Annotated in this window: 15 protein-coding genes; 8 read left to right on the forward strand and 7 right to left on the reverse strand. The window is 41.3% G+C overall.

From position 1 onward, the window contains the following. Positions 1–1227 carry a glycosyltransferase family 2 protein gene (locus tag IV50_RS01135; protein WP_057743857.1) on the reverse strand — a complete coding sequence of 409 codons (1227 nt, stop codon included), beginning with the start codon at positions 1225–1227 and terminating at the stop codon, positions 1–3. A 26-nt stretch (positions 1228–1253) separates the two neighbouring features. Further along, positions 1254–1550 carry a hypothetical protein gene (locus tag IV50_RS01140; protein WP_057743860.1) on the reverse strand — a complete coding sequence of 99 codons (297 nt, stop codon included), beginning with the start codon at positions 1548–1550 and terminating at the stop codon, positions 1254–1256. 350 nt (positions 1551–1900) lie between these two features. Between IV50_RS01140 and IV50_RS01145 the strand changes: the two genes are divergently transcribed. The 6 genes from IV50_RS01145 to IV50_RS01170 all read left to right on the forward strand — a co-directional run bounded on the left by IV50_RS01145 (position 1901) and on the right by IV50_RS01170 (position 10930). Further along, positions 1901–3298 (forward strand): hypothetical protein, encoded by a 1398-nt coding sequence (locus IV50_RS01145; protein WP_057743863.1) that lies wholly within the window; start codon positions 1901–1903, stop codon positions 3296–3298. 55 nt (positions 3299–3353) lie between these two features. Further along, on the forward strand, positions 3354–4634 hold the full coding sequence (locus tag IV50_RS01150) for an Ig-like domain-containing protein (protein WP_057743866.1): 1281 nt from the start codon (positions 3354–3356) through the stop codon (positions 4632–4634). Between the two features lie 113 nt (positions 4635–4747). Beyond that, positions 4748–7183, forward strand: coding sequence for a Xaa-Pro dipeptidyl-peptidase (locus IV50_RS01155; protein ID WP_057743869.1), 2436 nt, complete (start codon positions 4748–4750; stop codon positions 7181–7183). Positions 7184–7429: 246 nt separating this feature from the next. Continuing rightward, a complete protein-coding gene (locus IV50_RS01160) occupies positions 7430–8701 on the forward strand; it encodes a hypothetical protein (RefSeq protein ID WP_057743872.1) in 1272 nt (423 codons plus the stop codon). Between the two features lie 391 nt (positions 8702–9092). Then, a complete protein-coding gene (locus IV50_RS01165; RefSeq protein ID WP_057743875.1) occupies positions 9093–10424 on the forward strand; it encodes a M20/M25/M40 family metallo-hydrolase in 1332 nt (443 codons plus the stop codon). A gap of 17 nt (positions 10425–10441) precedes the next feature. Beyond that, positions 10442–10930, forward strand: coding sequence for a GNAT family N-acetyltransferase (locus IV50_RS01170; RefSeq protein WP_057743878.1), 489 nt, complete (start codon positions 10442–10444; stop codon positions 10928–10930). A 45-nt stretch (positions 10931–10975) separates the two neighbouring features. On the opposite strand, the gene abc-f is transcribed toward IV50_RS01170, so the two are convergent. The 4 genes from abc-f to IV50_RS01190 all read right to left on the reverse strand — a co-directional run bounded on the left by abc-f (position 10976) and on the right by IV50_RS01190 (position 15842). Beyond that, positions 10976–12478, reverse strand: a complete 1503-nt coding sequence (abc-f, locus tag IV50_RS01175; protein ID WP_057743881.1) for a ribosomal protection-like ABC-F family protein — start codon at positions 12476–12478, stop codon at positions 10976–10978. 242 nt (positions 12479–12720) lie between these two features. Then, positions 12721–13548, reverse strand: coding sequence for an energy-coupling factor transporter transmembrane component T family protein (locus tag IV50_RS01180; RefSeq protein ID WP_057743883.1), 828 nt, complete (start codon positions 13546–13548; stop codon positions 12721–12723). After that, a complete protein-coding gene (locus IV50_RS01185) occupies positions 13538–15262 on the reverse strand; it encodes an ABC transporter ATP-binding protein (RefSeq protein ID WP_057743886.1) in 1725 nt (574 codons plus the stop codon). Before IV50_RS01185 ends, IV50_RS01180 begins: the two co-directional genes overlap by 11 nt. Positions 15263–15281: 19 nt before the next feature. Further along, entirely contained in the window at positions 15282–15842 is a 561-nt protein-coding gene (locus IV50_RS01190; protein ID WP_057743889.1) for an ECF-type riboflavin transporter substrate-binding protein, read from the reverse strand. Positions 15843–15981: 139 nt separating this feature from the next. On the opposite strand from IV50_RS01190, the gene IV50_RS01195 reads away from it, so the two are divergent. Together IV50_RS01195 and IV50_RS01200 are read left to right on the forward strand one after the other, a co-directional pair. Next, positions 15982–16533, forward strand: coding sequence for an MFS transporter (locus tag IV50_RS01195; RefSeq protein ID WP_057743892.1), 552 nt, complete (start codon positions 15982–15984; stop codon positions 16531–16533). Positions 16534–16819: 286 nt separating this feature from the next. Then, positions 16820–18769: a hypothetical protein gene (locus tag IV50_RS01200; protein ID WP_069201655.1), complete on the forward strand. Its 1950-nt coding sequence runs from the start codon at positions 16820–16822 to the stop codon at positions 18767–18769. A gap of 77 nt (positions 18770–18846) precedes the next feature. Here IV50_RS01200 and IV50_RS01205 read toward each other — a convergent pair whose 3' ends face one another. Next, a complete protein-coding gene (locus tag IV50_RS01205) occupies positions 18847–19026 on the reverse strand; it encodes a hypothetical protein (protein WP_057743897.1) in 180 nt (59 codons plus the stop codon). Positions 19027–19036: the final 10 nt, after the last annotated feature.

Here is a 19036-nt window from a genome sequence, read left to right on the forward strand (position 1 = left end):
TTATACCCCTCGATCTGGACTGACCCATGTCCCCGTAGATTTCTTTGTGAATAGGACGACAAATTCTGACTTAATTGAACAAACTAAATTAATCACCCAATAAAATAGGTAATAAATCGGCCAAACAAATAAATCACGTACTGAAATTTTGCTTGTTCCTCCATCGCGAATTAAACTAACTGCCGTCATGAATACCATCATAAAGATATAAATAAACATAATTGGCACTGAAAGCTTGAAATCATGCGCTGGAAAGACGGAAATAACGAAATCAAGTGTACTGATGATGAATGACCACGACCAAAGGTGTGAAAAGAACATTTCCAACATTAAAAACTTGGTTCCGGTACCAGCTTGCCGTAAAACCCAATGAATATTCTGGTTGAACACTTCCACGCCACCAATCGACCAGCGTGTCCGCTGTTTGATAAATCCCTTTAATTTCTCTGGTACCAAAATATGCGTAATTGCGCGTGGTTCATACTTGATTTGGTACCCGAATTTATAAAAACGCCAAGTGACGTCAATATCCTCAGTCATCACTTGCGGATTGAACCCTCCAACCGTTTTTAGACTGCTCACCCGATACATCACTAACACGCCAGAAACGGTCATAATTTTATGAAACAATGTTTGTTGCGCTCGCTTGATTGTATCAATGATACTCACATACTCAAGTGCTTGTAGCGTTCCCAACACAGTTGTCCGATTTCGAACAATTGGCTTTCCCGTAACTGCTGCAATTTCAGGTCGATCAAAGTTTTCAACTAACTTACTAATCGCTGCTGAGTCAATAATCGAATCTGCATCAATTACCGTAATATAGTCAGAATCAACATAGTGCGTTAAAGCAAAATTGAGTGCACGCGCTTTCCCACCATTTTCAGACATTTCAACGAGTGTGCAATTCGTCCAATGGTGTTTCTGAATATAGTGTTTCACAATTGCGACCGTTTCATCCGTGCTTGCATCATCAACTAAAACAACTTTGAGATTTTCATATGTGACCTTTTTGATTGCCGCCATAGTCTCTTCAATCAAATCAGCTTCATTAAACATTGAGACGACGATTGTGACGCTTGCTTCGTCTGCAATATCTACCTTTGCTTTTTCCCGATGGGTGTGAAAACAGATGGCCCCTACGATCCATCCGACTGACATAAAAACAGGATAGATAATGGTATATCCCGTCATTAATTGCAAAATCTCCTTCAGTACCTCTGTCATACCCTTTTCCTCCCCAATTCTTAAACCTAAACTCGGCGCAATTGAATTTTAAGCCGTTCCTCAATTATGGCCATTTCGTCATATGAAGCTCGTGGCAAATGAGTCGTTTGTTCTAAATGAAAAATAACCTTATTGATAGTGATTTTAGGATTTTCTTGATAATAATGTTGCACAATTGGTTCAAACATTAAAATCCGCTTACTAATCCGTTTGGGCTGCTTTTCATCTGTCATATTCGACGCGACCTCCGTATGAATCGTGTCACGATTATGAAAGTGATAGTTGAGTTGCGCTGGCCCCGTTGCTCTTACATCAAAGTACATGGCGCACTCCTTTCTACATTTTTTATGATTTTTCAATTAGAAAAACATCATTTGCTCTAACTGATAACTCAAATTAAACCACAATTAATTTTTGAATTATATGATTTCCAGTCGCTTACCGTTCATGCTTTTTTACTCACGATAAAAAAACAGAGACTCTGAAAATAGAGCTCTGTTCGTTCCAATCATATTATGGTTGATGCTATCGCTTATCCAGCGCTTTTGGCATATACTTTTTATAGTAGGTAATGTGCAACTTGCGTAACGCTAAAAAAAACGTAGACTCCGCATCGTGCTTGTTATGATATTCTGAGCCTGCCAAAGCAAACATATTCCTAAGGAGGATCATGATGGACAAAATCCTTTGTTTTTTAGATAAAGATGATGAACAAAAAATCCATATTGTTAATCAAATGTTGCAGTCGTCAGAACCCATGTTAGAACGCAAAACCTTCGCGGCCAATCTTGACATGTCAAACTACCGTTTAAACAAGCTAATTGATGAAATTAATCTTGATTTACAAACCGTTGCGCCTAATGTTTTCATTAACGTCACCGATCGCTACATTGATAACAATGAGCAACTGAAATTTGGTGTTGAAAACTTATTATTGCGTAATTATTTTAAATCAAGTAATGCCGAGAAATTTCTACTCTCCTTATTAAAGAATGATCAAATCATTTTTAATCAAACCTTTCGCGGGTATGGTTGGTCGCGTGCTTTTTTCTTCAAAGAAAAAAAGAAATTCGAAGAGAATATGATGTACTTTATTGGCTTACATCCTTCTGAGAAAAATTTGCGTCTCTTTATTTACAATTTATATGACTACTTTAATGTCGTCCCCGACGTTCAAATTCCGGAAGTTCAACGTCTGCTTGATCGCGTGTTGCAACTCGATATTCCTCGAATACAAAATGACCTCGTTTTTGCTCAAAAAATCAGCATTTTGATTATCATTTCATATTTCCGTAACCACTATCATCATCGCGTTGCTGACGATTACTTATGGTTAGCTAAGAATCCAGATAACCCTGGCGTCCTTGATCTGTTTAAACAAGTTTTGCCTGAAAACACAACGCGCGCTTCCATCTTCATTTTTCAAACCACGCTCGAAATTGGGCTAATTGAACCGACCCACTACCCTATAGAGGACTTAGTCCGTGACGAATCAAGCTGGCAAGCCGTCTATCGTATTATCGCTAATTATATGAACCAACTTGATTTCCCGTTTTCAGAGACCCAAATCAACAATACGGTTCGTGAAGTGTATACAGAAACCCAGCGAAATTATTTCTTAACGGAACGCGATTATAGTCATGCTAGCCACTATTTCTCGACAGTTTACCCGCAAACGGATTTCCATATTCGACAATTAATCGCTTTAGTGAATCAAGAAATTCGCATGTCACAAAATCATCTTTACCATTTGTATTTTAGAATTGTTGTGTTAGCTATGTCGTCAGGTTTGGACTTTCAAAAAGATGACACAATTGAGATTTGCGTCTCTTTTTCTCGAGGCTATCGCGCCACCAATTGGGTGTCCAATAATATTAATGCCTTCACCTACCTCAACGTTCATACCACAACGGAACTGTCAGAAAAAACGGACATTTACGTAAGCGATGTGCCTTTAGATCATTTTGAAAAACCACAAGTGATTTGGAATAGCCCTACTGGGCCCCAACAATGGTATGACTTAGAGGAACTCATTCGCCAAGTTCGTCATCAGAAATTTAGCCCAAAATAAATGTTTACAAATTTTCATCGCTTTGATATTCTGACCGCGAAAGCGAGGGGAATTTATGAAATTAAGAACATTTTTAGTTAATATATTAGTAACAGTGGCCTGTGGTGTCAGTTTGTTGCCAATTACGGCGCAAGCTGACACGTTATCAGCCAAAGGTATTGATAAGGATAGTGCCATCATTACTGATGGCCAAGGCAAAGTGCAAAGTCATACAACTGACCTCACTGAATCCGGATATCATGTGAGTTGGCATTGGTCTATTCCCGACCAAGTTAAAATTAAATCTGGTGATACCATGCAAGTTGAGGTTCCAGATAACGTCATGATTCCGCATGCCTTAACCTTTGACATTTTGAATAGCACGGGCACTGTGGTCGGTCAAGCTAACTTTGCTGCGAATAGCCCCACTGGTACAGTGACTTTTAACAACGAATTGGCCGATAAAACGCTTAATCGCAAAGGGGAAATTTATATCTACGCAAGTGGTAAAGCTATCGATGATCAGTTACCAAGCGATTGGTTGATTAACAAATCCGGTTGGTGGGAATCTGAACAACACAACAAAATCAATTGGAACATTGCCTTAAATCCAGCGCAAGACCACCTCGGACACGTCACGTTAACTGACACGCTTGGCGCACACCAAAGCTACATTCCAGGAAGCGTACAAGCCCAAACTGGAACTTGGGATGATCAGGGGCAGTTCACTCCAGATGGTGGCACCCTTGATGTAACCGTCTCACAAAAATCAGATCGATCAATCCAATTTGATTTGGCTAACGTAAAAACAGGGGTCAACCTACAATACCAATCTAAGGCAACTGGTAATCCAAATGGCGCAACGTACACCAATGACGTTACTCTCGATGCAGATAATCTTGGTGATGGTGACGATGACGGCATGTCTCGTAATCAATCTAGTGCCCAATTGAGTTTCGGTGGCGGTGGTACCGGTGATGGTGATATGGACATTAAACCTGATGTCCCTGAGAAACCTACTACGCCTGATCAGCCTGTCACGCCTGAAAAACCAGCTCAACCACAGGATCCGGTAACACCTGAAAAGCCAGTTCAACCACAACAACCAGTTGCGCCAAAAAAGCACAACCCAAAAAAACAACCTAAGCAAGTGCCTTCAACACAGGTACCTGCTAACCACCCACAAGATACAATCACGAGCAAATCTAGTGAACACGCTACCCCAGCCAACAAGAAACAGCCGCAGCATCAACAATTACCACTAACAGATGTTGCAAAGTACAGCTTTCTTTCATTGATTGGCTTAGTGATTCTATCTGTAACTGGGACACTTTATTTTAAATCACATCACAAATAAACCATGAAAAGCCTATCAGTCCAAGCGACTGTTAGGTTTTTTTGTGTGGCGAGTTTTTCGGCTAATTAGCGTATAATAAACATATAAATATATACGATAACGGGGTAACTGAAATGAAAAATAACCAGTTTGGAAGGATGCAACTCCCACTAGATACAGAACTCTTGGAATTGAAAAACATTCATGTTCTTGAGGCAGATGTTTTAGACACGCCTAAAGCACAATTGATTGCATTTTTGCAACGAGCTTGGACCCCACTAGTCACGAGTCCGGCTGCTTTTGACCAGAAACTTAGCCAGCTGCTCGCAACACCAGACACAACCATGGCTGATTTTTTTGCATCAGCAGCTCCCCTTACCGCCGACATTTTTGCACGCCTTGCCTTACAATTATTACAATTTGAACCAGAAACTGACTACGATATAGCTGATCCTTTGTCTGCGTACAGCACTTTGCAGTTACCAACATTTGATGTTGAAGCCTTCCAAACTGCCAACGATGTTGCACATGCATGGTATCAACTGCTATCAACACATACTAAAAATGGCGAAACCTATTTAGATTACCTCACACAAACGGGCTACTTTGTGCCATTTTACGGTCAAATCACCGGTCCTGTTTTCTTCAATGGAAAAGCCCAAGCTGTTTTCAATCCCCATGAAACCATTCATGAAATTGTTTATGTTGAAGCCCCACTTGATACAGACCATGATGGTAAACGCGATTTGTTGAAAGTTGAAGTCTCTCGACCAAAGTTAACTAACTCAGGTTACAAAGCTCCAGTCTTGTATACAGCGAGCCCCTACAATCAAGGAACGAATGATACTTTTGGTGAAAAAATAACACACTCGGTTGATGTCCCGTTAACTGAAAAGGCTCCCAACCAACTAACCGCAGCCGATGTCCAATTTCAAAGCCTATCGCCAGAGCTACCACCCGAACGCATCCCTATTGGTGAAACCGTGTTAGCCACTGAGCACTTTGCTAAGGAACAGAGTTATACGTTAAACAATTACTTTTTGAGTCGTGGTTTTGCGGTTGTATATGCTGCGGGAATTGGTACCCGTGATTCAGATGGTCTTCGTGATACTGGTGGTCCTGCTGAAACGCTCTCAACTGTTGCAATCATTGAATGGTTAGATGGTCAATGTCAAGCATTCACCAACAAGACTGATCGCATTGCCATCCCCGCTTGGTGGACCAATCAACATATTGCCATGACTGGACGCTCGTATTTGGGAACTTTGGCAACTGCCGCCGCCACTACTGGTGTTGACGGTCTAAAAACGGTTATTTCAGAAGCAGCGATTTCAAGTTGGTATGATTACTATCGTGATAACGGATTGGTCGCCGCTCCCGACACCTTCCAGGGTGAGGATATGGACGTCTTGGCTGGTGATGTTTTCAGCCGTATGCAAGACGCAGGCGACTATCTTGGCGTTAAAAAAGACTTTGAACAAGTTCTATCACAGTTACAAAAGGACCAAGATCGTCATTCTGGTAGTTATACGGCCTACTGGGATGGCCGAAACTATTTGAACCAAGTCGCCAATATCAAAGCCGACATGATTTTAGTCCATGGTTTAAATGACTGGAACGTCAAACCACGCAACGTCTACAATTTATGGCAAAGTTTACGTGAACTCCCCATCCATAAGAAAATCATCTTACATCAAGGACAGCATATCTACATTAATAACTTCCGCTCCCTTGATTTCACAGATATGATGAATTTGTGGTTAAGCTATAAATTGTTTGATTTGAATAATGGGGCTGATACTTTGTTACCAGACGTTTTGATTCAGGATAATGTCACGGCGGAGACCTGGTACCCTGTTACGGATTGGCCTGCTGCCACCGACCAGTACCAAACCCTCTATCTGGATCAAGATCATTTAACTGAAACAAAGCATCAAACACCTCAAATCCAAACGTTTAATGATCAGTTATCCGAAGCAACTTTCAAACGCTATTGTGATGACTTAGCTGGCTGGCATGCTGATCTCTTCAAGCCAAATACTGATGAAAACGCATTACGCGATAACCGACTCATTTTTAAAACAGAACCCCTGGTGCACCCTTGGACAATTGACGGTACCCCTGAAATCACGGTTGATGTCGCAGTTGATGCGTCCGTGGGGATGCTTAGTTTCCAACTAGTCGATTATGGTGATGCAAAACGGCTAGGTGCCAAGCCAACGCTATTAGCCAAAAATGTCTTGAGCGGTGCCTATGACTGGCGGACTGATGATTTATATGAATTTATGCCAGAAACACAAGTCACGCCTTGGAAGATGATTACTAAGGGACACGTCAACTTACAGAATCGCACGCATGCCTATCAAGATGAAGTAGTTGTACCAAATACCTTTAACCAAGTGCATGTGACCTTACAACCAACGTTCTATCGCTTGCCAGCTGGACATCGACTTGGATTAGTGATTTATGCAACCGATTTTGAAACCACCATTCGTGGTAACCAAAACCTCAGTTACCAAATTAACCTAACTGAGAGCCAACTTAATTTACGTCTTGCTGACAATCATTAATAAAAAAGTCGCACACCTATGTGCGACTTTTTTTATTGATTCATCTTATACAGTTGGTGTGTTTAAAGTCTGGACACACTAGTTAAATTTACGAAATTTCACATTTAAAACGATTCAAAAACGAACGTTGTTAGAAACCGATATAGAGCCCTTTCATTTCAGTCATATGCCCCTTATAATACTAGCAACGAGATTGAAATATGAGAATGCTTTAATCATTCATTTTGACAATTGGAGGCATGCCAGATGATCCATCAAATTCCCCATCTTCCACCAACGCTAACCTTTGGCACCCTTGCAGAGCGTGTTGGTATTGAAATTGAAGAACATCGTGTACAGTTACCCACTGCACATTTATCACAGCACCCACATGATTCAGCCCTAGGTGATCGACGAACTGAACCTAATTTCCAGACCGATTTTTCAGAGAGTCAAGAAGAATTAGTTACGGACCCACAACCAACGGTTCGTAAGGCCTTAACGCAACTGACGCAACTGCAAAACCGCTTAATGGACCATTTAAAGGCTGACGAGATTATTTGGCCACTTTCAATGCCTCCTTATATGGCTGATAGTGATGTAGATTACTTAGCCACCCACTTTGAGCGCCCTTGGTACGCAGACTATCGTCAAATTTTGATTGAGCACTACGGTTACTATCAACATATTATGACCGGTATTCATGTAAATTTCTCATTGTCAGATACCATTAGTGGTCCATTGTTAGCTTCAGGTGCGTATCCCAATCGGAACGCCCTTTACTTTCAAATTTTGAAACAAGTCTCAAAATATCGTTGGCTCATCACTTACCTCTTCGGTGCTAGCCCTGTTACGGAAAATCCGATTGATGATCGCATGTTGGCCCGTCGAAGTGACATCACACAACCAGTCCGCTCTTGGCGCTCAAGCACCGCTGGTTTTGCCAACCATCGCACCATTCAACTTGATTTTACGAACTTAGATACATTCTTAGCTAGTCTTGACGCACGCATTGATGCAGGTGATTTGTATGACTTAAGTGAATACTATGGTCCTGTGCGAGTTAAAGCTACCGACGCCTACCATAGCCAACACCGTCATTCAGTAGAATATTTAGAATTCCGAATTTTCGACTTAAATCCCTTTACCCCTAGTGGTATTAATCAAAATGCACTAACAGTCTTAGAGTTACTAATACTAGATGCGCTCTATTTTCCTGAAAACATTGACAACGAGATGATGCAAGAAAGCATCAAGATTAATGATGCCATTGCGCTCCAACATCCTGACGCGCCATTGCCTGAAGCACAACAAGTTGCTTTTAAGCAACTCCTGGCGCATTTCAAATTGCTGCAAGCTCAAGCCGAAGATGGTGCTGAATGGCAAACGACACTCGATGATTTGGCGAATAACATCGACCAACCACGGAGCACCATTTCTCAACAACTGGTTCCGCATATTCATAATGATTCTTTGCAGGCATTCGCAACAGCACAAGGTGAATATTGGAAAACAACTTACCAAAATCAGCGTCAGTAAATGATAAAATACATACAGATTTCTCAGTTGACTTTTAGAATTGAACTTTGTATGATATTGCTAACACAAAAAACAAAGTGATCAGGAAAGTAAACCGATGTCAGATAACAGAAAGCTAGTGGTTGATGTGAACTAGTATCTCACTTCGTTTGAAAATGACCTGTGATTGGCATACATGAGCGTGCATCGTGAGTGTATGACGGATTGGCCTCCGTTATCATGGCACACCATTCGACAATTTTGTCTGATGGTTAGTGAGTGGCGGTTGGTAACAACCCCAAACGCTCAGAATGGTAACGTAACTATACATTTAGCTGCTTCTGACTTCGACAACGCTGTCGTCGTTTGAAGCGGCTTTTTTATTTAAGGCACAAAAGAAAGGATTGTACTTATGACAATTCACGCAGACTATTTAAATTTACTCAGCGAACTTATCGCACTACCAAGTGTTTCTGCAAAAGAAGAATTTTTACCAGAAACGGCTAAAGTTTTAGCTAAAGCATTAGCCGACCTTGGTGCCGATGTCATTTACGATGACACCTACTTTGCGCCCCTGGTCATTGGACAACTCAAAAGCAACAATCCTAACGCAGAAACTGTCATCTTATACAACCACTATGATGTTCAACCAGCTGAACCCTTTGACTTATGGAAAACTGATCCGTGGACGCTAACTCAAACTGGTGATAAGCTTTATGGTCGTGGCGTCAATGATGATAAAGGAAATATTACGGCGCGTTTGACGGCGGTGGCTGAATACCTCACCGAACACAATGGCGAACTACCCGTTAATATCACGTTCCTATTTGAAGGTTCAGAAGAAACTGCTTCACGTCACCTTGATGATTACGTGGCAAAATACGCTGATGTACTCCAAGCGGATTTAATTATCTGGGAATCTGGTGAAAAAAACAGTGAAGACCGGGTCGAGATTTATGGCGGTAATAAAGGTATCGTAACCTTCACCCTGACTTCTCAAACCGCTAAAAAAGATCTACACTCTTCATTTGCGGGAGTTGTTGATTCAGCAGCTTGGCGAATTACACAAGCTTTAGCAACGCTCTTTGACCAATCTGGTCATATCTTAGTGCCAGGCTTTTATGAAGATGTCATTCAACCAAACCAACGTGAACGGGATTTAACAGCAGACATTCCGTTAACTCGCGCAGAACTCATTGATCAATTAGGGATTGAAGCCCCTTTATTAACCGATAAAAATGGTCAAGATCTCAAAGAAACGCTCTATTTTGAACCAACTCTCAGCATTGAAGGAATTAGTTCCGGCTGGCAAGGCGCTGGTGTTAAAACCGTTCTCCCCGCACGCGCCGAAGCTAAATTGGAAGCACGTCTAGTACCTGGCATGGACCCTGACAAGACTTTTAATCAAGTTAAAAACTACCTCACTGAGCAAGGTTACGATGACCTAACGTTGACGAAAACGCTTGGGCAACCCGGATATCGGAGCGACATGTCAGATCCAGAAATTTTACGTGTCGTAAACGTGGTCGATAAGCTCTACGATACTGAACCGATTGTCGCCCCCACCGGTGCTGGAACTGGTCCCATGTACTATATCCATGAGGTCGTGCAAGCACCAATTGCGAGTCTCGGCATTGGCTATACAAATAATCGCGACCATGCCCCCAATGAAAACATCCGTTTGGCCGATTACGATGATGACATTGTCGTGATTAAACAATTAATTGCCACATACGAAAATTAAAGAGAGCCGGTAGTTGTATGAGTCAGATTATCGTTCGTCGTTTCGTGGCAGATGATGCGCGCGCTGTCGTTCAACTCGTTGCCAAAACAATGCGTATTTCTAATCGTGTAGACTATTCCTCAACTTACATTGAAAATGCGCTAAAGCGCCTTGATACAGCCCACTATCTTGAGTTAAATCAACGCTCACATTTTTATGTTGTTTGTGATCAAAATCGTCTCATTGGTACGGGTGCCATTGGCCCCTATTGGCATTCACGCGATGAATTTAGTTTTTTTGCTGTTTTCGTTGATCCAGCTTATCAAGGTCAGGGCATTGGGACACGTATCGTAAACACGTTAGAAACGGACAGTTATTTTGCAAAAGCGCGACGTATCGAAATTCCAGCCTCAATTACGGGGCGCCCTTTCTATGAAAAATTCGGTTACCACATTAAAGATAATCAAACCGAACCTGATGCAGATGGGTTGTACCGTCTGGAAAAATTTCATACACCGATTAGTTAAACACAAAAAGCAGACTATCTTAACGATAGCCTGCTTTTTTTAATGCTAATGGACTGCTTGTAATTCTATACACTGAGCTCGAATATTGTCTAAAAATGTTTGGTCGTGTTCAACCACAATCATTGTAGGCTTAAAAGTTTGGATAACTTTTTCAATTTGCGTTTGATTAAAGACGTCCAAATAATTCAACGGCTCATCCCAAAGATACAAGTCGGCCGGCTTAACGAGCGCCTGCGCTAACTCTACACGTTTCTGTTGACCGCGACTCATTTGTTCGATTGGCAATGCAAATGCGCGTCGTTCTAATCCAAGCTTATGCAGCATGCTCATAAGCGCCTGTTCATCAACACCATGTGCCCGACTAAATTCCTTTAGGGTTCCATGTAAATGCTGCGTTGTTTGTCGCACCTGGCTGATTGTTAGCGAACTTGCCAGCCTCAAATCCCCCGTGACTTGACCCGTAAACGTACCTTGTAGGGCTTGCAAAAGTGATGATTTGCCCACCCCGTTATTGCCAGTCAGACCGACGATGTCGCCCGGTACAACTTTAAGAGAAATTGGGGCAAATAATGGTTCAGTCTGATATGCTAACTGCACACAGTTTATGTCCACGAGTGGCGATTTTCTTGGAGTTTGCACGGCCATCGTTAACGGTTCCACAAATTCAAGATCCTTTAAAAGCAACTCTTTATCATCTATCGCCTGTTGCGCATGCCGTTCAATTTGTTTTGCCTTCTTCATGGTTCGTGCAGCCCGGGCTGATTCAAACCCCTTATCACCATGATTTTTGCCACCAACTTGTGATGGTTTCGCAGTTAATGACTGTTCTCGTTGATCTGACCAATGCGCCTTCTGCTTTGCAGCTTGATCAAGTTGTTTAATTTCGCGTTGTAACTTCTGCTTTGTCGCCAACTCATACGCATCTTGAGCTTGTTTTTCTTGTTCATAGATCGAAAATGATCCGTTATATCGTTTTAATTGTGTTTTTTCAATTGATAGGGTGTGATCCGTTGTTTCATCCAAAAATTGGCGATCATGACTTACCACAATAAAGCCTTGTTTTTGGCGTAAATATTGTGCGACCTGTCGACGCGTTTTCGCATCCAGATGGTTTGTTGGTTCATCCAGTAAAATAAAATCATCCACATTTGCAAAAACGAGTGCCAATAAAACTTTAGTTTGTTCACCACCCGAAAGTGTTTGATAAATTTGTGTTTCAATGCGGTCAACATTCAGACCAAGCAATTGCATTTCACGTTCAACTTCCCATAAATGCTCTGGGGCAACCGCTTGTTCAAGCATGGTTCGCACCGTTTGATTAGGGTGCGCGACAACCTGTGGGAAATATTGGACGTTAACATCACAGATTAACGTTCCTTGATAGGCTAATTGATTTTGTATGAGTTTAAATAGTGTAGTTTTCCCACGCCCATTGCGACCGACAAGACCTAAGTGCCAGCTTGTATCTAGTACTTGAGATACATTTTCAAATAAGTTTGCTTGCCCATCATAAGCAAAGCTAACATTTTTCATTTCTATTTTCGACATAAAACCTCCAAAAAAAGACACCAGCCGCAATTAAACAGACTGGTGCCTTCTTGTTTGGGCCGTTGGTCCTAACGAAAGAAAAATCACTAATCTTGAAAATTGCAGACTGCACCCCTTTCTAATCACTTAGAAAGTGCTCCAACAAAATTTCAAATATTAGCTTAATTCTTCAATGGACACATACCTCATTCGTTTTATAGTATCTGTATTATAAGCAGGTTGCTATTTTTTTGTCAAACTTTTTATTTAAAGGGATACCAAAACCGACTACCATTCGTCAACAGTAGAACTAGTTCAATCCCGATAAGTAGGCTGGTTAAAGCAATCGCCCACCAATCCAAAGTTTTAAATTTCTGTGCATAATACCAAGTTCGGCGCTTTCGTTTCCCAAATCGACGTAAGTCCATCGCCCGGCTGACCGAGTCAATTTGTTCTAATGACGTAAACATCAGCGGCATCATAATCCCAACCGCTCCTTTTAAGCGATGCCATAGAGAGGTATTTTTAGACATATCATAACCTCGCGCCTGTTGCACTTTGCTAATCGTTTGATACTCCACTTGAATATCTGGAATATATCGAAGGGCTAGAGCAACGGCATAAGCCACACGATATGAGATCCCAATTTTATTCAGTCCGGCGGAAAATTCACTTGGATTAGTCGTCATCAAGAAAATCAACGCGAGCGGTAAAGCAAATAAGTACTTGGTAAAGACAATGATCTCGTAATATAGTTGCTCAAAGGTTAATGCATAGGCGCCACTTCCCAACAAGACAGTCTTGCTCCCAAATAAGTGCGTGCCATATTGCGGCGCAAAAACATAAATTAAAATCAGATTTAAAATCGCAAAAACAATGACAAGCCAAACCAGTACACGCACATCGGTCCATTTAATTTTAGCAACAAATAAGGCGCCAATTGCGACAACACTTAATAACAACAAGTATCGTAAATCAAAACTAAGCGACCCGAAGATGGTCAAACTTAGAAAAATGATTAATTTCGTCGTGCCCGTTAATTGATGAATTGGCGTTGTGCCGGGATGAAAACCAAAAATATTATGATTCATGCGCAACCTCCCGTTTATGCAATTCTCGATAAACTTGCTGATTAGCAACCATATGATGACTAGTTAAAAATACATCCAATGACGTTGGCGCTAAATGTGCATGAGTTAGCACGTCTGGTTGCTGCAACAGACGGATTGGATCCGTATCAGCCATAATTTGTCCATCAACTAGAACAACAGTCCGGTCTGCAATATAGCTCATGAGTCCTAAATCATGAGTCACTAGCAAAATTGTTAAGCCATATGATTGCTGTAAATCTCTGACAAAGTCCATTAATCGATTCGCATTTTCAGCATCTTGCCCAGCAGTAGGCTCATCAAGAATTAAAATATCCGGATTTAGTACCAGAATCGTAATAATACTAAGCCTTTTCTTCTGCCCATAACTCAGACTATCGGTGGGCCAGTTCCGCATCGAATATAACCCAGCTAACTCAAGCAATGGGACAACGCGCTCTGCAATTTCTGAGTCAGAGACATTACGCAAACGTAATCCCGAAGCTACTTCATCAAAAACAGTCGGTTGGGTCAACATCAAATTAGGGTCCTGAATCACATACCCCATCCGTTCAGCGCGTTCCTTTATGGAAAGCGTTCTCAAATCCGTCTCAGCAAGGGTTAACGTTCCGCCGACATTTTTGTTCTCAATAAACCCAGTTAGAATATTGATTAACGTTGATTTACCTGATCCATTTTTACCAACTAATGTGACAATTTCTGACTTACGCAATGAAAAATTCAAATGATCAAAGAGCGGTTGATTTTGATCGTAGCTAAATGATAAATCAGTGACAGTCAATAATGGTTCCGTTATCTGAGTCGTTTCATGGTTAGGTAGTTGCGCTAAATACTCCTCAATTTGTTGCTGTAATTGTGGCCCCAAAACCGTTTGCGGCTGTGTTAATTGGGATAACTCTCTTAGTTCAATATTGGCCGCCCGGAGGAGTTGGACATATAATGGTTCCGCTAATCCATATTGAGGCAAGCGCGCCTCTTGTAGTATTTCAACAGGTGGCGCATCTTGAACGATTTCACCTTCATCCAAAAGCACAACTCGATCAATTTTATACTGCAGAACATCCGCTAACCGATGCTCAATCAAGATAATCGTGATACCTTGCTCTGTTCGTAATCGCTCAAGTAACCCTAACATCTCTTGCCCACTAGCTTCATCCAAACTAGCTAATGGTTCATCCAATAGTAGTACCGGACTCTCATCAATCAACACGCCTGCCATCGCAGTTCGCTGTTTTTGCCCACCAGATAATTGTTGCGGTGCCAACTGCAATTTATCTCCCAAATCCAAACGACTAGCCCATGCTGCAACAGCAGCATGCATATCAGTTTCGCCCACTTCATCATTCTCTAAAGCGAAGGCAATATCCTCAGCAACACTTAAACCAACGAATTGTGCATTCACATCCTGTAAAACGGTTCCAATTTTTTGAGATCGTTTAAAAATGCTTTCGTCATTGATGCGTTGACCATCAAAATATAACTCACCGGTTAAAGTACCCGGAAACGCTTCAGGAATCAGCCCGCTGATTAAGCGTCCTAGGGTTGATTTACCAGAACCGGAAGCTCCTGCAATCACGATAAATTCGCCAGCTTGAACTTCCAAATTGATGTTTTTAAGTGTTGGCTCTTTCTGCGCTTCATATTTAAAAGTAACATTGTCTAGCTTTAGAATTGCCCGTGATGTTTCGTTCTCCATGTTTACGTCCTATTCCGTTTTATGCCTCGTGTTCCAATGAGTTCTTTTTTACCTTGGTTCGATTGTAGATGGCCAATACTGCAGTTCCCAAAATTGCTGTTGAAATCACATTGACCAAAGTCGAAACTGCACCTTGTGTGAATACCTTAGCTGCCGGTTCACTATAAATTAAAATATCGCCTAGTGGTGCAACGACTAACCAAGCCACGATATTTGATACTAACTGGGCAAGATTAAAGCCAATAATCTTGCGCGTGGTAAAATTACCATCGGCAAAGTGTAAATACTTTCCAGCAAGGCCAATCAATACGCCGAAGACACCGTCAGCAATGACCCAACTCCACCAGATTGACCCATATGAAATTGCATCATTTAAAGCATGACCAATAAAAGCAACCAATCCACCAACGACCGGTCCAAAAATGGCCGCAATTAAGCTCAACCATGCTTGTGCCACATTAATTTGTGTATTTGCAATGCCTGTTGGAATGGCTAAAAATTTAAATAAAATAATAAAGACCGCTGTGCCAATCCCGACAGCAACGACAGAACGTGTTGATAATCCATTTTTCTTTTCCATGACGTAGCCCTCACTCTTCTTCCTGATTGTACCGAATGACAACCGTCAAGCTGTCGAACCAATCACTGATGATCAACCCAAACAAAAAGAATCCATCAATATCAAAGTTATTTTCATTGCTGGAACCGTTCTCTTTCTAATGCTCTTACCAAACTTAATCGGTATGAAACTTCCTTCAATGGTAACCGAAGAAAATCTTGGTACCGCGGCCACGGCAACGCTAGGTTTAGCCGGGATGGGCTTAACTCAAATGTTTGGTAGTGGTTTATATGGATTCATTGAACGTTTCTTAAAGGCTTGGATTTTACCACTCGCTTTTATTGGGGGTAGCCTAGGTATCTTAATCATCTATACCGCTAACCAATTACCAATGGTCATTGCCGGTGCACTTGCATTTGGATTCTTTGTTTCAATGGCTGCACCTTATCTTTTGACGCTCGCAGCTGATGTTGCACCCCTTGGATCAGCTAATCTTGCATCTGCCGTCGTTTTGCTTGGTGTCAATGTAGCTACCTTCATTGCGCCCACATTTTGGAACACCCTTGGCAAGCTAGTAGGTGCCACAGATCCACGTAGTATCATTTCTGATGGTATGGTCTTAATGGTCCTTATGGCAGTAATGTCAATCCTATATGCTATCAAGCAAAAAAACAGTCATGCCACAACGCCTGACGTTAGTGAAGAAATTTAATCGTAATAAAAAAGGATGTTGAACTTGGGTTCAGCATCCTTTTTTTAATTTCAACAATAATCAGCCATTCATTAGAATTCTCATACGTTCTTAAGTTATATCTTTCGTATACTTATTTTAAGCTATTTCAATATCAATATTCGCTCTATATCAAGCATCGGGACGCTTTTGACAATCTTTACACCTACTTTCATTTATTGATAAAATACAAAGTTGTGCGTAAAAAAGCTACGCCATTATGCTAGACATTGATTTACTAAAAATAATTCACCATAAGGAGCACCTCATGCAAACGCTTAAGCATTCTTTACTTGCCCGTTTTCTATCAATTGCATTAGCAATTGGGATTATTAGCAACATGATTAACCCGATGATACCGCAACCATTGGAGGCGGTATTCATCTTGGTCGTAACCGTTTTGGTTTGGTTCGCCATTAAGGCAGTTTTACCCTTAATTGACCGACTTACTAAACACCAAGTTAAATGGATTATCATTGGCGCTTTGGGACTCATGTTAGTTGGCCAAATTTTGGTCTTACACTATCTACCTGTTACCGTCTATCACGATCCATATCGTGTCCTTTCACAGGCTGATCAAATCAGCCACGGTAATCCAGTATGGCAAAGCACCTATTTCTGGCGTTATCCTAATAACGTGACCATCGCCTACCTGCTATCAGTATGGTTAAAGTTCACCAATTTATTTGGATTGACAACCAACATGTCATTGCACATTCTCTCGATCTTAACGCTCGACACATTTATTATGTTGATGCTTAAGACCATGTATCAAATTAGTCATAAAAATCGTCACATCTTATTCGGTGGTTTAGCCTTTATGGTTTTTACACCATTCGCATATACCTACTTTTTACAAGTCTTCTATTCAGACTTACCATCACTTCTATTACTGTTAATTACCTTTAGCATTATTTATTTTTGGCCTGAATACACCGGATGGCGCCAATGGGCCGCTGGTATTACCCTTGTCTTAGCTGTGATGTTAGGGCAATTATTAAAGCCAAATATTATTGTTTTGATTCCTGCAATTTTAATGGTTTGCGCTGTCCTTTTCTATAAAAAGACATTATCACTCGTTAAAATTCTGATTCCAACGGTTCTCATCGTTGTTGGTTTTGGCTTGAGTGTTCCTGCTAAACAAGCCATCTTCTCTGAAACAAACTATACCAAAGATGAAGCGTTTGAACTTCCAACCGTTTCTTGGATTGCAATGGGACTGAATAAAGATTCTCGCGGAACTTATAGTGGTGATGATATCGGAACCGAAATTCAAATTCCAACCAAATCAGAACGTGCAACTTTTGAAACAAAGGTGGCAAAAGAACGTATTCAAGAGCTCGGTCCATTTGGTTTATTAGAACAGCGGACTATTAAATTAGGCATTTTCCTAAACGGTGCCAATCCGCATACCTTCTACAATGGTGGGTTACAAGCGGCACCGGCTTGGAAAGCTAAGCATAGTGAATTCCTAAATTACTTAGTTAGCATCATCTACCAAGTTGGCACAATCTTGTTATTTGCCAACGTCATGGTCCGTGCCTGGGCTTGGCGTCCAAAACTAAATAGCCAGGCCGAAATGACCACCTTAATTGCGATTGTTACAACACTTGGATATATGGCTTTCCACAGCTTAGTTTGGGAAACAGAGCCACGCTATGGACAAATTATCTTACCTTTGGTTATGTTTGTCCTTGCTGCCCTGCCTGCACCACAATTTTCTGAGAAATCATTTGGAAAGCGTTGGCGCTATGTGATGCCTGCGATTGCAGCCATCGCTTTGTTTGCCTCAGCAGCTTTCCTAAGTGATTATTATCCTAAGAAACAAATTGTAGCGGCGCAACGTAGTCAATTGTCTACGCAATATGGTGCTCGTGCAGCCAGCTTACCCAAACGTTCAGTTGTGACCCAGAAAGTAACGCTTAACGGGCCAGCTAAACGGGTTTCAGTTCAAATTCATGAAGGTTCAACGTTTGAAGGAGAGATTATAAATCTCAAAACCAAGCAACGCTACGTTTTGAAACAAACTGCAGCTAACTATATTTATGAAGGTCATTTGCCAGCTGGTGATTACCAATTATCATTCATCAATCATCAAAATAAGGATCAGCTTGCCGATGTTGTTTCAACTAAAAACTACAAGCTTGCCCCTTACCCACTTGTGATTAATGACAAGGCGAACCCACATGCTTCACTTGTTTATAAAATTCAAAAATAAACTTGAAACCATCCAATATCATGTTGGGTGGTTTTTTTATTAAAAAAAAGGGACCCAAATCTTGGGTCCCTTTTACTTTAAATCTCACACGTACACCAATTCTTTAATTGGTTGGCTGAATAGTGGGCTTGTTCGCCCCCTTCGAAGCGAACTAAGTATTGCTCGCTCGTTGGATCATAGCCCATAACCAAAGCTGGTGTCTGCAACTTGGTTGGCTCTTGTACTTGAACCGAGCTACCAATCATAAATTCTGACATCGCCTTTTCC

The organism is Weissella viridescens (genome assembly GCF_001437355.1).
GTDB lineage: Bacteria > Bacillota > Bacilli > Lactobacillales > Lactobacillaceae > Weissella > Weissella viridescens.